Raw genomic sequence first — 13,363 nt, forward strand, 5'->3', positions numbered from 1 at the left:
GCCCGGCCGGGCTCAGGCGAGCGCGGGGGCGAAGGCCTCCCGCGCCTCGCGCCTCTGCGCCCGCCCGACCGCGACGCGGGCGACGAGCACGGAGGCGAGCCCGAGCACGAGCATCGCGCCGACCATGGCGACGATGCGCGCCGCATCGCCTCCCGCGAAGAGCGCCTGCAGCCCATCGACCGCGGCCCGCAGCGGCAGCACCCCGCTCAGCGCCGGGAACGGGTCGGCGAGCGCCGCCACCGGGATGATGCCGCCCGTGACGATGATCTGCAGGTCGAGCAGCAGCAGCGAGACGACGAGCCCGCCCCGGCCGAGCGCCAGGGTGAGCGCCGCGTGCAGCGCCGTGAAGGCGAGCGCGATGAGCGCCGTGAGGGCGAGGGTCGCCGGCAGCAGCATCCACTCGATGCCGGCGGCGGCGTGCACGAGCAGGCTGACGAGCACCGCCTGGGCGAGCGCGATGAGGGATGCCCGACCGAGGCTGCGCCGCAGCACGACCCCGGCGCCCGTCGCCGAGCCCACCACGGCCCCGCCCGCGGGTCGCAGGGCCAGGAACGTCGCGAGCGCGCCGACCCACAGGCCGATCGGCACGAGCGTCGAGGCGATGACCTGCCCGACCCCGTCGATCGCGTTGACGCGCTGGGTGTCGACCGCGACGGGGTCGAGGGCGACGGCTGAGCCGGTGGCGCCCGGCACCTGCTCGGCGCCGTCGGCGAGTCCGGTGGCGAGCTCCTCGGCGCCGGCCGCGAGCTCGCGCGAGCCCGCGGCGGCCTCGCCCGCGCCGGTGCCGAGGGCGCCGAGCCCGTCGGCGAGCGCATCGGCGCCCGAGACGAGCGACGGGCCGCCGGCGGCGAGCTCGCGCGCGCCCGCGGCGCTCTGCGCGATGCCCGACTGCACGCCGTCGATCGCGGGGCCCATCTGCCCGTTCAGCTGCGCGGCACCGCCGGAGAGCTGCTGCGCGGCGGCGACGAGCGCCTGGTAGGCGCCCTGCTGCTCGGGCGGCAGCCCCGAGGCGGCGATCGCCGGGGCGAGGGCCTGCAGCCCGCCCGCGAGCTGCGCGCTGCCGCCGGCGAGGCCGCCGACCGCGCCCGTGAGCTGGTCGAGCCCTGCGGCGCCCGACTCGAGCTGCCCGAGCCCGGAGGAGAGGGAGGAGACGCCGCCCGTGTAGGCGCCGAGCCCGTCGGCGAGGCTGCGCGCGCCGGCCGTCGACTGCTCCGCGCCGACGCGCAGGGCGTCGAGCCCGGTGCCGAGCTCGGTGTTGCCGTCGCCGATCTGCGCCGCGCCGTCGGAGGCGTCGCCGAGGGCCGAGCCGAGCTGATCGATGCCGCCGAGCAGCCCGTCGACGTACTGCTCGGTGACGACGTCGCCGAACTGGGCCGCGAGGCTCTCGCCGACGCTCTGCACGACCGAGCCGGCGAGGTAGCTGTGCGCGTCGTCGGTCTCGACCTCGAGCTGCGCCTGCACCGCCTCGGGCGTGCCGATGGTCAGCACCGAGGCGGAGAAGTCGTCGGGGATGGTGACGACCGCGTAGACCTCGCCCGCGGCGAGCGCCGCCTCGGCCTCCTCGGCGTTGGTGACGCGCCAGTCGAAGCCGGCCGCCTCGGGCGCGGTGAGCTCGGTGACGAGCTGGCGCCCCGCGAAGACGACCTGCTCCTCGCCGTCGGGGCCCGTGGTGGTGAGCAGCTCGTCCTCGTTCACGACGGCGGCGGGGATGCGGTCGAGCGCGGCCTCGCCGTCGTCGCCGATCGCCGCGAGGGCGAGGCCGACGAGCGCGAGCGGCACGAGCAGGGCGCCCGCGATCACGGCGCCGCGGCCGCGGCCGGGGCGACGGCGGGCTGCAGAGGGCGCGGCGGCGGGGGATGCGGATGCTGCGGTCATGAGCGGGTGTCCTTCGCCGTGGGGGCCGCCGCGCGGGCGAGCGGGGCGGGATCGGGGTGCGGGGCGGGATCGGGGTGCGGGGCGGGATCGGATGCCGGCGCCGAGTGCGCGGGCGCCGCGCCCGCCGAGCGGCGCACCGGCGAGAGCCGGGCGACCGTCGTGCCGGGCCGGGGCTCGCCGCCCTCGGGGCGACCCCAGATGCGCACGGTGCCGCGCGGGGCGAGCGCGACCACGAGGGCGTCGACGAGGTCGGTGCCGGTCTCGTCGAGCGCGTCGTCGCGATGGTCGAGCACGATCACCGGCGTGCGGTCGATGGTCGCGACGGCGGCCAGCAGCAGGGCGCGAGTGCGCCCGTCCAGCGCCGCGACCGGCGCGGTGGGGTCGCGCAGCGCGCGAGCGCTCGCCGCGGCCTGCTCCCCCATCCCGCGCAGCGCGGCGTCGAGCTCGGCGAGCCAGTCGCGGGTGAGCTGCGCGCGGCGCGGGCGACCCGAGGCGAGCGCGAGCCGCTCGGCGACGAGCGTTCGCACCGTCACCTCCGGGGCGATGCGGTCGCCGCCGACGTCGACCAGGGCGACCCGGCGGGCGGCCCGACCGGCCTCGGAGGGCAGCAGCGCGCCCGCCACGAGCGCGCGCCCGGCCGCCGGCTCCACGTGCCCGGCGAGGGTCGCGGCGGCGAGGCGGCGCAGAGCGGAGGGGCCGGCGAGGTGCACGCGATCGCCCGCGGCGGCGTGCAGCTCGAGAGAGGCATCCACCCCCTGGAGCGCGAGGCCCTCGGTGACGACGACGCCCTGCCGACCGGATGCCCACTCCACGTCGTCGCGGTGGTGGCGCAGCTTCTCGCCCTCGATGTCGAGGTCGGGCAGCGCCCGGTCGAAGGAGCGCGGGAACCACCATCCCGCCCGGCCGAACAGCGTCATGAGGGCGGGGCCGAGCGTCATGCGCACGACGAAGGCGTCGACCGCGATGCCGACGGCGAGGCCGAGCGCGATGGGCTTGATGACGCCCGCCCCCTCGGGCACGAACGCCGCGAAGACGAACACCATGATGAGCGCGGCCGCCGTGACGACGCGGGCGCCGTTCGCGAAGCCGTCCTCGATGGAGCGCTTCGCGTCGCCCGTGCGCACGAACTCCTCGCGCATGCCCGAGACGAGGAACACCTCGTAGTCCATGGCGAGGCCGAACAGCACCGCCATGAGGATGATCGGCATGAAGCTCAGGATCGGCCCCGACTCGGCCTGCAGCAGCTCGGCGCCCCAGCCCCACTGGAACACCGCGACCGTCACGCCCATGCCGGTGCCGACCGAGAGCAGGAACCCGAGGGCCGCCTTGACCGGCACGAGCACCGAGCGGAAGACCGCCATCAGAAGCACGATCGAGAGCCCCACGACGATGAGGGCGAAGGGCACGAGCGCGTTCGTCAGCCGGGTCGAGATGTCGATGCCGACGGCCGTGACGCCCGTGACCGCGAGCGGCGTGCCGTACTCGTCCTCGATGTCGCCGGCGATCGCGCGGATGTCGGCGACCACCTGCTTCGTCTCGGGCGCATCGGGGGCGAACTCGGGCGCGACCTGCAGGATCGCCGTCTCGAGCCCCGGCGAGGGGATGCCCTGGCCGACGCTCGCGACGCCGTCGACCTGCTCGAGCTCGCCCCGGATCGCGTCGAGATCCTCGAGCACATCGACGGTCTGCGTGATGTCGAGCGTGACCAGGAGCGGGCCCGCGGTGCCCGGACCGAACGCGTCCGCGATGAGGTCGTAGGCCTCGCGCTGGGTCGAGCCGGCCGGCTCGCTGCCGCCGTCGGGCAGGTTGAGGTCGAGGGAGAAGGTCGGGATCGAGAGCGTGCCGAGCACGGCGACGACCGCGACGGTCGTCACGATCGGGCGCTTCATGACGCCGCGCACCCAGCGCCGGCCCATGGTCGGGCGCGAGGAGGCGACCGGATGCGCGCGCGTCCAGGCGCGCGAGCCCTCCTTCGGCGCGAGCTTCGCCCCGGCGAGGCCGAGCATCGCCGGCACGAGGGTGACGGCCGCGGCGATCGCGATGAACACCGCGACGGCGGCGCCGACGCCCATGACGGAGAGGAACGGGATGCCGACGACGAGGAGGCCGAGAAGGGCGATGATCACGGTCACGCCGGCGAAGACGACGGCGCTGCCGGCGGTGCCGACGGCGATCGCGGCCGACTCCTCCGGGTCCTCCCCGCGGGCGAGCTGCCCGCGGTGCCGCGACAGGATGAAGAGGGCGTAGTCGATGCCGACCGCGAGGCCGATCATGAGCGCCAGCAGGGGCGCCGAGCTCGAGACGGGCGTCACCGCGGTGAGCGCGATGATCGCGCCCATGACGATCGCGACGCCGACGAGCGCCGAGACGAGCGGCATGCCCGCGGCGCGCAGCGAGCCGAAGGTGATGACGAGCACGACGCCGGCGAAGACGACGCCGAGCACCTCGATCGGCGTGATGCCCACCGTCGTGTCCTGGAAGACCTGCCCGGCGAACTCGACCCGCGAGTCGAGGCCGTCGCCGCTCGCGGTCAGCGCCTCGAGCGAGTCCTCCGAGATGTCGGTGGCGACGCCGTCGAGCTGCACCTGCACGATCGCGACGGTGCCGTCGTCGCTCACCTGGTCGCCGGCGAACTCGTCGAACGGCCCGAGCACGTTCGCCACCTGGTCGACGTCGCCGAGGCGCTCGATGAGCTGGTCGATCTCGTCCCGCACGGCGGGATCGTCGACCCGTTCGCCCTCCGGCGCGACGACGACGGCCTGCGCGCTCGCGCCCGACACCTCGGGGAACAGCGCGTCGAGGGTGTCGAGCGCCTCCTGCGACTCGGTGCCGGGGATGGTGAAGGTCTCGTCGAACTGCCCGCCGAGGGCCAGCCCGCCGCCGAGCACGGCGACGACGACGAGCGCCCACGTGGTGATGACGAGCCAGGCGCGCCGGTAGGCGGCGCGACCGAGACGGTAGAGGAGGGTGGCCACGGGATGCTCCTAGGCGGTTTCAGCGGAGGGGGCGGTCGGGGTGCGGTGGTCGTGCGGCACGAGCAGCTCGAGCATCACGTCGATGAGGGCCTGCCGGATCTCGTCGACGGGCGGCTCGTCGATGCCGAGCTCCTCGGCTGCGGCGAGCGAGTAGGCCGCCCCGCCGAAGGCGACGCCGAGGCGCAGCTTCTCGGCTGTGGAGGTGCCGTAGCTGTGGAAGAAGCTCGCGAGCCGGTTCATGAGCGCCTGCGCGCGGTCGATGGCGGGGGTGTCGACGATCGTCGCCTGCTGGTTGATGACGAGGTGCACCTGCTGGCGGTGGGCGAGCAGGAAGTCCACGAAGCCGAGGATGAACGCCTCGCGGTTCTCGACCGAGAAGCCGGCGTCCTCCGCCGTCGCGACGAGGCCGTCGAGGGCGTCGAGCGCGGGGCCGATGGCCGCCTCGAGCAGCTGCTCCTTCGAGGAGTAGTGGTAGAGCACGCTCGCCTTCGAGGTACCGGCCAGGTCGGCGATGCGCTGCAGCGAGGTGGCGGCGTAGCCCGCGGCGGCGAACTCGGCGAGCGCGATCTCGCGCAGGTCATCGTGTCGGGACATGCCCTCGAGAATACTTGACCGATCGGTCAGTCCTGACCGCTCGGTCAGATTCTCGGACGGCGCTGGCCGGGCTCCCAGGTTCGCGGGTCGGGGCGAGGGCTGGATGCGCGCTGGGCCCCGGCTGCGCGCCGCGTGCCGGCTCGACTAGCGTGGGAGGCCGACGCGAGAGGGAGCATCCATGCGCAAGTACATCTTCAACGGAGCCATCATCAACGCCGCCTTCTCGGCGGTCGGCGTCATCAACGCGACCCGCAAGGGCCCCCACGACTGGCGCCTCGCGCTCATGTGGGCCAGCTGGGGCATCAGCGTCGCCATCGCCGTCGGCACGATCATCGAGGACCAGAACAACCCGGGCGACCCGGCCTTCCAGCTGAAGTAGCCGGCGCTCAGGAGCGCGAGGCGAACGCCATCGCGGCTCCGAGCCCGATGAGCGCGACGCCGCCCGAGGCGCGCAGGCCGCTCAACCGACCGGGGTTCGTCGCGAACCAGGCCCGGGCCGATCCGGCGGCGACGCCGTAGAGCCCGTCCGAGACGATGCCGATCGCGAGGAAGATCGCGCCGAGCGTCAGCATCTGCACGACGACGCTGCCGGCCGCGGGGTCGACGAACTGCGGCAGGGCCGCGGCGAAGAACACGATCGTCTTCGGGTTCGTGATGCCGACCAGGAAGCTCTCGCGCAGCAGTCGGCGCACCGTCGGCGCCCGCTCGTCGAGGTCGGCCGCGGGCATGTCGCGCCGGTGCCGGATCGACTGGATGCCCAGCCACACCAGCACGAGGGCTCCGACGATCTTCAGCGCGAGGAACAGCACCTCCGACTGCGCGACGAGCACGCCGAGCCCTGCCGCCACCGCGACGATCTGGAGCGCGCCGCCGCACGCCGCCCCGAGCACGCTGATCAGCGCGCCCCGGGTGCCGTGCGCGAGGGCCCGCCCGATGACGAAGAGCACCCCGGGCCCGGGCACGACGATGATGATGAGCGCCGCCACGAGGAAGGCGAGCAGTTCGGGGAGCGGCACCACGAAGTGCGATGCTACCGGCCGCGGACGGGCCGCACGGCGACGCCGGCCACGGTCGCGCGACGAGGACAGCCGACAGCTGAGGTCGGTGAACACAGAGAAAACCCCGGCTGCTGGCGAGAGCGAACCGGGGTTTCGTACACCCCCCGGGACTTGAACCCGGAACCCACTGATTAAGAGTCAGTTGCTCTGCCAATTGAGCTAGAGGTGCGCATCCCGCAAGCGGAACGAGAGGAAACACTAGCACCTCGCGAGGGTGCGTTCCACTCGGCGCCCGCTCAGCCGTCGCGCCCCGGGCATCCATACACTCATCAGCGTTCGGCGGGCCGCGATCGCCCCCGCCTCCCTCAGCAGATCGGAGACCCCATGACCGCGACCCGCCTCGAGCCCGGCACCCCCGCACCCGCCTTCACGCTGCCCGACAAGGACGGCGCGCCCGTCTCGCTCGCCGACTACGCCGGCAAGAAGGTCGTGCTCTACTTCTACCCCGCCGCCTCGACGCCCGGATGCACGACCCAGGCCTGCGACTTCCGCGACAACCTGAACTCGCTCGGCGCCTCCGGGTACCAGGTGCTCGGCGTCTCGAAGGACTCGGGCGCGGCGCTGCAGAAGTTCGCCGAGGAGGAGAACCTCTCGTTCCCGCTGCTGAGCGACCCCGACCTCGCCGTGCACCAGGCATACGCCGCCTACGGCGAGAAGTCGATGTACGGCAAGACCGTCACGGGCGTCATCCGTTCGACCTTCGTCATCGACGAGGACGGCGTCATCACGCACCCGCTCTACAACGTCAAGGCGACGGGGCACGTCGCGAGCCTGCGCAAGAAGCTCGGCATCGACGACTGATCCGCACCGCGAGCACGGCCCGGGGAGCTACTCCTCGGGCCGTTCCTCGTACTCGACGTCGTCGCGGGCGAGGAACAGGCTCACCGAGGGGGTGAGCAGCAGCACGATCGCGACGACCGCGGGCAGCACGAGCCAGCTCGCGATGTCGGGCCGAGGCACGAGGCCCTGGATCGATCCGATGCCGACGGCGAGCTGCAGGAACTGCCAGACGAGCGCGCCGCCGCGGGTCCAGCTGCGGCCGCGCCAGGCGCCGATCGTGATGATCGCGAGCCACACCGCGGCCAGGATGCACAGCGCCGTGAGGAACAGGGCGGTGCCGACGAACTGCGGCGCATCGATGACGAACTCGAGCAGCAGGAAGGCCGAGATACCCGCCATGAGCAGCGATTCGGCCCCGAGGATGATGACCAGCAGGGTGACCAGAGGTGTCCGCCTGGTGTCCGCCACGCAAACCGCCCCCTACGAACCTATTGATTTCGAACGTGTTACATGCGAGCCTATAGAAGGTTGATGTGCCGCCTACAGCGCTGTGGGCCATCCCGAAGATTCTCTTCATTCCCCACTCGCTCCGCGGCCTGGTCATCTCGATCCTGTTGCGGACGCGGTGCGTCCCCCGACCTCACCGACGCGCCGCACCGACCCCCTCAAGGAGCATGTCCCATGGACTGGCGCGACAAGGCTGCCTGCTTGACCGCAGACCCCGAACTGTTCTTCCCCGTCGGCAACACCGGCCCCGCCGTCGACCAGATCGAGAAGGCGAAGACCGTGTGCGGCCGCTGCTCGGTCACCGAGACCTGCCTGCAGTACGCCCTCGAGACCAACCAGGACTCGGGCGTCTGGGGCGGCCTCAGCGAGGACGAGCGCCGCGCCCTCAAGCGCCGCGCCGCCCGCGCCCGCCGCGCCTCCTAGGCCGGCCGCCGGCGACTCGCTCGCGAGCTCCGGCCCACCGTCGACGCCCCGTCACCGTCGCGCTCTGCGCACGGGGGCGGGGCGTTCCCTCTGCCCGTGAACCCCAGTGCAGTTCGGGATGCTCGCGCCGGGCATCCCGCAGCGGATCAGCTGCGCCGCGCCAGGTAGCGCAGCGGCACCTCGATGGTCACCTCGGTGCCCTCGCCCTCGAGCGTGTGCCAGTCGATGGTGCCGCCGAGCTCGCCCTGGATGAGGGTGCGCACGATCTGCGTGCCGAGCCCCGAGCCGACCTTGCCCTCGGGCAGTCCGCCGCCGTTGTCGCGCACCTTCACCGCGAGCGTGTCGTCGGTGCGGCTCGAGACGATCTCGACCTCGCCGTCGCTGCGGCCGACCAGCCCGTGCTCGACGGCGTTGGTGACGAGCTCGGTGAGGGCGAGCGCGAGCGGCGTGGCGTACTCGCTCGGCAGCGTGCCGAAGCTGCCCGTCGAGCGGGGCCGCACGATCGTGTTGTGGCTCGAGGCGACCTCGGCGATGAGCATGAGCACGCGCGCGAAGACCTCGTCGAAGTCGACGTTCTGGCTGAGGCCCTCCGAGAGGGTGTCGTGCACGACGGCGATCGCGGCGACGCGGCGCATGGCCTGGGTCAGGGCATCCTTCGCCCCCTCGCTGTGGGTGCGGCGCGCCTGGATGCGCAGCAGCGAGGCGACCGTCTGCAGGTTGTTCTTCACGCGGTGGTGGATCTCGCGGATCGTCGCGTCCTTCGTGATGAGCTCGCGCTCCTGGTGCCGCACCTCGGTGACGTCGCGGCAGAGCACGACCGCGCCGACGCGCTGGCCGTGCAGCCGCAGCGGGATGGCGCGCAGGCTCACCGTCACGCCGCGCGACTCGATGTCGGTGCGCCACGGCGCGCGCCCCGTGACGACGAGCGGCAGCGACTCGTCGACGACGAGCTTGCCCGTGAGCAGCCGCGTCGTGACGTCGGCGAGCGACTCGCCCTCGAGCTCGCCCGCGAAGCCCATGCGGTTGAAGGCGCTCAGCCCGTTGGGGCTCGCGAAGGTGACGGTGCCGTCGACGTCGAGTCGGATGAGGCCGTCGCTCGCGCGCGGCGCCCCTCGGCGCGGACCGCTCGGCGCCGTCGAGTCGGGGAAGTCGCCGACCGCGATCATGTCGAACAGGTCGTTCGCGCACTCGTTGAACGTCAGCTCCTGGCGGCTCGGCATGCGCGCCTCGCTGAGGTTCGTGTGCCGCGTGATGATGGCGATGGGATGCTCGCTCACGGCGCTCGCCCCCGGCGAGAGCCGCCGCACGACGGGCACGGCCCGCACGCGCGTGGGCGTCTCCTCGTACCAGTCGGGCGCGCTCGAGTCGACGATCGCGGCGCTCTCGAAGGCCTGCGTCACCTGGTGGCGCCACTCGGGCTTGATCTCCTGCCCGACGAAGTCGCGGTAGAACAGCGTCGCCGAGCTCGAGGGCCGCGCGTGCGCGACGGCGACGAAGCCGCCGCCGGTGGTCGGCACCCAGAGCACGATGTCGGCGAAGGCGAGGTCGGCGAGCAGCTGGCCCTCGGCGATGAGCAGGTGCAGCCACTCGATGTCCGCCTCGGTCAGGGAGGCGTGCTCGTGGACCAGATCGGAGAGCGTCGACACCCGCTCAGGCTACCCCGTGCGCCGCATCCGACCCCACGCGCTGCGGCGGGGTGCGGCCGCCGCGCCGTACCCGAGCCGGTCGGCGAGCGCCGCGACGCCCTGGCGCAGCGGCGACCGCGGTGCGGCATCCACCACGGTGCGCGCGCCCAGCAGCGCGGCATCGGCGGCGGCCGCGTCATCGGGGATGAGCAGCGGGTTCGGGATGCCCCCGAAGCGGTCGAGCGTCTGGCGCACCTGCCCCGCGGGGTCGACGCCGAGCACGCTCGACCGCACCCGGTTGACCACGACGTGCACCGCCTCCACGGTGACCGTCTCGAGCAGGTCGGCGTGCGTGCGCAGCAGGCGGGTGATGCCGACGGGGTCGGCGGCGCCGACGGCGACGACCTCGTCGGCGGTGCGCAGCGCGGCGATCGTCGCGGCGTTGCGGCGCGGCGAGAGCAGGTCGCTCGAGAGCTCCTCGTCGGTCTCGAGGTTGAAGCCGACGTCGACCACGACGACGTCGCACCACTGCCGCGCCTGCTCGAGCGCCCCGATGACGCGATCGCGGGCGAGCTCGGGCCAGCGGTGCGGCCGGCCGATGCCCGTCAGCACGCGGAACGGCGCCGTCGAGCCGCCGTAGTCGACCGAGACGCGGTCGAGCTGCCCGGCGTCGAGCGCGTCGGAGGCGGCGAGCCGGCAGGCCGCGGCGAAGCCGGGCGCCTCGTCGAGCAGGCCCAGGCTCGGCGCGATCGTGCCGCCGTAGGTGTCGGCGTCGACGAGGCACACGTGCAGGCCGCGCGCGGCCAGCTCGGCGGCGAGGGTCGTGGCGATGAGCGTGCGCCCGGGGGCGCCGGCCGGACCCCACACGGCGATGACGCGGTGGGCCGGGGTCGAGGGGGCGGGCTCGGTCGCGGGCTCGGACGGCGGCGGCTCCGCGGCCCGACCGGGACGCCGCGGATCGACCGAGGCGGCGGGCGCGGCGGACGGGGCCGGGGCCGGCGTCGACTCCGTCGAGGTCGGTGGGGTCGCCGCGCCCCCGCGACGGCGCGGCGAGCGACCCCACGGGCGACGGATGCCCGGCGCGCGCCCCCCTCCGGCCGAGGCCGCGTCACCGCGGGCGGCGGCGGCCGGGTCGCGCCCCGCCCGACGCCGCGCCGGCGCCGCCCCGGGGTCGGAGGGTGCCGGATCGTCGCCGCCGGCGCTGGGCCCGAGCGGCCACGGCCCGGGGGTCGCGGCGCCGCTCGGCTCGGAGCCGGCGGGCGGCCCGCCGGGAGCATCCCGCAGTCGCGGCGCGGCCGCCTCGTCGATGCCGCCGTCGAGCGCGTCGAACGGGGCCCGCAGCACCGAGAGATCGACGGGGCGCCCCGGCACCGCCCGCAGCACGTCGTGCACGCCGAGCAGCCGCGCCGATGCCGAGGCCGCGTCGTCGGCGCGCACGAGGCAGGTGCGCACGCCGAGCAGATCGCCCGCGCCGACGACGTCGAGGGTCGCGACCGCCGGGTCGTCGGCCACGAGCACGACGTCGGGCGCATCCTCGGCGAGCTGGCGCAGCAGCTCCTCGCGGTCGATCGCGCGCCACGCGATGCGGTGGCCGGCGCGCAGCAGCTCGAGCTCGACCTGGTCGGCGTCGATCCCGGGGAGGGCGAGGGCGATGCGCACGGCTCAGCCGCCGATCGCGAGCGCCGTCGGCACCGCCGCGAGCGCGTCGCCGTTGGCCAGGGCGCCGAGGATGCGCGCGACGTCGCGGCGCGCCACGAGCAGCTCGACGCGCGCCTCCTCCGCCCCCGCGACGATGCCGTCGTCGGCGATCTCGCGCACCAGCTGCGCCTCGGAGGCGATGACGGCGGGGGCGCCGAAGCGCCCCGCCTCCTCCTGCGCCGACGACCACAGGTCGAGGGTGTCGCCGGGCCGCACCGTCGCGCCGAGCGGGGTGGTGAGCGCGACGACCACGGTCGTCGACCCGGGCCCGCGGGCGTCGCCGACCGCGCCGCGCGGCACGAGCTCGCCCTCGCCGACGGTGCGCGAGACCACGACGCCGTCCTCCGGCATGTCCTCCGCCGTGAGGTAGCTGCCCACCTCGGCGCCCAGGGCGACGCGGCGCAGCTCGAGGTCGTCGGCCGTGACCCGCTCCCCCGCCGTCAGCAGCTCCGGGGCCGCGTACACGTCGACGCCCTCGTCGCTCACGGCGACGATGCCGACGACGGCCGCGATCGAGCCGATCACGAGCGCGATGCCGATGGCCAGGCGCGGATCGGTGCCGCGACGGCGGGCGGGTGCTGCGGGGTCTGCGGGGCGCGAAGGCATGGGTGCTCCTCGTCGGGCGATGGCCGGATGTGCGGGCCGGGGCACGGCGGTCGAGCCCCGGTGACGCGACCGATAGTGAACGCCGAGGCCGCGCGCGGCGGCGAGTTATCCACATTCCGTGACGCGGTCGGAGGGCGCGGTCATACTCGTTGCATGACCGAGCCGACAGCGGACGCCCTGGGCCGCTTCCTGACGCTCACCGACGTGGCCGAGGTGCTCAGCCTCAACGCCGCCGAGGTGCTCGCGCTCGTGCGCTCGGGCGAGCTGCCGGCGATCCGGCTCGGCGCCATCGGGCAGTGGCGGGTCGAGCACGCGGTGCTCGAGTCGTTCATCGCGGACAAGTACGACGAGAGCCGTCGCATGGCGCTGTGGAACGAGGCCGAGTACGCCGACGTCGCCGAGCTGTTCGGCGACCAGCGACGGCGCAGCGGCGGCTCCTCGACCTGACCCGACGCGGCCGCGGGACCGTGGGGTCAGAGCCGGACGAGCAGCACGCTCGCGAGCGGGATGACCCGCACGTGGTCGACGGCGCTCTCGCGGCGGGGCGACTCGAGCTCGTGCACGGCGAGATCGAGGTGGTCGCGGCCGACCCGGTCGATCGTGCCGGAGGCGGGCCCCGCGTCGGTGTCGACGGTGAGCGGGGCGCGGCGCCGGCACAGGTCGCGCAGCAGGAAGGCGAGCCCGAGACGGGCCGCGAGCTGCGGCGCCTCGGGGCCGCGCTCGAGCGAGACGACCACCTGCTCGCGATCGAGCATGAGCGACTCGATCGCGGGCAGCGGCACGATGGCCTGGTGGTGCGGGCGGTCGTCGAGGTCGCCGGCGACCCAGTCGCGGCCGATCGTTATGGGGGTGAGCGCGACGCGGAGGCCGGAGCGCAGACGCAGGGAGAGCCGCCGCGTGGCGGCGGGGCCGCGGTGCAGCGCCGCGATGCGGTCGCGCAGCTCGAGCCGCCCGAGCCGCAACCGCTCCTCCTCGTGCTGCAGGTCGATCTCCTCCGCGCGCAGCTCGTGCTCGAGCTGCCCGGCGAGGTCGTCGAAGAGGTGGTCCCAGCGCATGCCGCGACGGTAGCCAGCGCCGCCGACATCCGCGCCCCTGTTCTCCACAGTTCCGGCACCGGTCTGGACACTGAGAAATCATTCTGCTTTAGTGATCCTCGCCACCCCCGAACGGGGGTGTACGTAACGGTCTGCTCGGCGCCGACGCCGAGCCTGGATGGCACCCC

13 protein-coding genes and 1 tRNA gene are annotated in these 13,363 nt (G+C 74.3%); 4 read left to right on the top strand and 10 right to left on the bottom strand.

Translation table 11 applies throughout. The annotated features are described in order from the left end of the window. Window positions 1-12: 12 nt before the first annotated feature. Genes HGB54_RS09750 through HGB54_RS09760 form a run of 3 tightly spaced genes read right to left on the bottom strand, consistent with a single transcriptional unit; the run spans window position 13 to window position 5,444 of the window. Window positions 13-1,875, bottom strand: coding sequence for a YhgE/Pip family protein (locus tag HGB54_RS09750; protein ID WP_168916251.1), 1,863 nt, complete (start codon window positions 1,873-1,875; stop codon window positions 13-15). Then, on the bottom strand, window positions 1,872-4,850 hold the full coding sequence (locus tag HGB54_RS09755; RefSeq protein WP_168916252.1) for an MMPL family transporter: 2,979 nt from the start codon (window positions 4,848-4,850) through the stop codon (window positions 1,872-1,874). Before HGB54_RS09755 ends, HGB54_RS09750 begins: the two co-directional genes overlap by 4 nt. Window positions 4,851-4,859: 9 nt before the next feature. Continuing rightward, a complete protein-coding gene (locus HGB54_RS09760) occupies window positions 4,860-5,444 on the bottom strand; it encodes a TetR/AcrR family transcriptional regulator (protein ID WP_168916253.1) in 585 nt (194 codons plus the stop codon). Window positions 5,445-5,622: 178 nt separating this feature from the next. Here HGB54_RS09760 and HGB54_RS09765 point away from each other — a divergent pair, with 178 nt between their 5' ends. Next, the gene (locus tag HGB54_RS09765; RefSeq protein ID WP_168916254.1) at window positions 5,623-5,823 is read left to right on the top strand and encodes a hypothetical protein; all 201 of its coding nucleotides are present in this window, start codon (window positions 5,623-5,625) and stop codon (window positions 5,821-5,823) included. Between the two features lie 7 nt (window positions 5,824-5,830). Here the strand turns inward: HGB54_RS09765 and HGB54_RS09770 are convergent, their stop codons facing one another. Both HGB54_RS09770 and HGB54_RS09775 read right to left on the bottom strand, forming a co-directional pair. Continuing rightward, entirely contained in the window at window positions 5,831-6,463 is a 633-nt protein-coding gene (locus tag HGB54_RS09770) for a LysE family translocator (protein WP_168916255.1), read from the bottom strand. 135 nt (window positions 6,464-6,598) lie between these two features. Then, window positions 6,599-6,671, bottom strand: a tRNA-Lys gene (locus tag HGB54_RS09775). A gap of 155 nt (window positions 6,672-6,826) precedes the next feature. On the opposite strand from HGB54_RS09775, the gene bcp reads away from it, so the two are divergent. Continuing rightward, on the top strand, window positions 6,827-7,303 hold the full coding sequence (bcp, locus tag HGB54_RS09780) for a thioredoxin-dependent thiol peroxidase (RefSeq protein ID WP_168916256.1): 477 nt from the start codon (window positions 6,827-6,829) through the stop codon (window positions 7,301-7,303). 27 nt (window positions 7,304-7,330) lie between these two features. Here bcp and HGB54_RS09785 read toward each other — a convergent pair whose 3' ends face one another. Next, entirely contained in the window at window positions 7,331-7,750 is a 420-nt protein-coding gene (locus HGB54_RS09785; protein ID WP_168916257.1) for a hypothetical protein, read from the bottom strand. Between the two features lie 213 nt (window positions 7,751-7,963). On the opposite strand from HGB54_RS09785, the gene HGB54_RS09790 reads away from it, so the two are divergent. Further along, window positions 7,964-8,212, top strand: coding sequence for a WhiB family transcriptional regulator (locus HGB54_RS09790; RefSeq protein ID WP_055859575.1), 249 nt, complete (start codon window positions 7,964-7,966; stop codon window positions 8,210-8,212). 146 nt (window positions 8,213-8,358) lie between these two features. Here the strand turns inward: HGB54_RS09790 and HGB54_RS09795 are convergent, their stop codons facing one another. The 3 genes from HGB54_RS09795 to HGB54_RS09805 are packed head-to-tail and all read right to left on the bottom strand — an operon-like array spanning window position 8,359 to window position 12,141. Beyond that, entirely contained in the window at window positions 8,359-9,858 is a 1,500-nt protein-coding gene (locus HGB54_RS09795; protein ID WP_168916258.1) for a sensor histidine kinase, read from the bottom strand. 9 nt (window positions 9,859-9,867) lie between these two features. Further along, window positions 9,868-11,496: an AAA family ATPase gene (locus tag HGB54_RS09800; protein WP_168916259.1), complete on the bottom strand. Its 1,629-nt coding sequence runs from the start codon at window positions 11,494-11,496 to the stop codon at window positions 9,868-9,870. Window positions 11,497-11,499: 3 nt separating this feature from the next. Continuing rightward, the gene (locus tag HGB54_RS09805) at window positions 11,500-12,141 is read right to left on the bottom strand and encodes a CpaB family protein (RefSeq protein WP_168916260.1); all 642 of its coding nucleotides are present in this window, start codon (window positions 12,139-12,141) and stop codon (window positions 11,500-11,502) included. 153 nt (window positions 12,142-12,294) lie between these two features. On the opposite strand from HGB54_RS09805, the gene HGB54_RS09810 reads away from it, so the two are divergent. After that, window positions 12,295-12,588: a helix-turn-helix domain-containing protein gene (locus HGB54_RS09810; RefSeq protein WP_168916261.1), complete on the top strand. Its 294-nt coding sequence runs from the start codon at window positions 12,295-12,297 to the stop codon at window positions 12,586-12,588. A 26-nt stretch (window positions 12,589-12,614) separates the two neighbouring features. On the opposite strand, the gene HGB54_RS09815 is transcribed toward HGB54_RS09810, so the two are convergent. Next, on the bottom strand, window positions 12,615-13,196 hold the full coding sequence (locus tag HGB54_RS09815; RefSeq protein WP_168916262.1) for a hypothetical protein: 582 nt from the start codon (window positions 13,194-13,196) through the stop codon (window positions 12,615-12,617). Between the last annotated feature and the right edge of the window lie 167 nt (window positions 13,197-13,363).

The sequence above is a fragment of the Microcella flavibacter genome (assembly GCF_012530535.1).
Lineage (GTDB): Bacteria > Actinomycetota > Actinomycetes > Actinomycetales > Microbacteriaceae > Microcella > Microcella flavibacter.

What these genes read in the sequence shown, in the direction of transcription:
- HGB54_RS09790 (WP_055859575.1), top strand. Translation starts at nt 7,964, where the DNA reads ATGGACTGGCGCGACAAGGCTGCCTGCTTGACCGCAGACCCCGAACTG.
- HGB54_RS09750 (WP_168916251.1), bottom strand. Translation starts at nt 1,875, where the DNA reads ATGACCGCAGCATCCGCATCCCCCGCCGCCGCGCCCTCTGCAGCCCGC.
- HGB54_RS09810 (WP_168916261.1), top strand. Translation starts at nt 12,295, where the DNA reads ATGACCGAGCCGACAGCGGACGCCCTGGGCCGCTTCCTGACGCTCACC.
- HGB54_RS09760 (WP_168916253.1), bottom strand. Translation starts at nt 5,444, where the DNA reads ATGTCCCGACACGATGACCTGCGCGAGATCGCGCTCGCCGAGTTCGCC.
- HGB54_RS09815 (WP_168916262.1), bottom strand. Translation starts at nt 13,196, where the DNA reads ATGCGCTGGGACCACCTCTTCGACGACCTCGCCGGGCAGCTCGAGCAC.
- HGB54_RS09805 (WP_168916260.1), bottom strand. Translation starts at nt 12,141, where the DNA reads ATGCCTTCGCGCCCCGCAGACCCCGCAGCACCCGCCCGCCGTCGCGGC.
- HGB54_RS09765 (WP_168916254.1), top strand. Translation starts at nt 5,623, where the DNA reads ATGCGCAAGTACATCTTCAACGGAGCCATCATCAACGCCGCCTTCTCG.
- bcp (WP_168916256.1), top strand. Translation starts at nt 6,827, where the DNA reads ATGACCGCGACCCGCCTCGAGCCCGGCACCCCCGCACCCGCCTTCACG.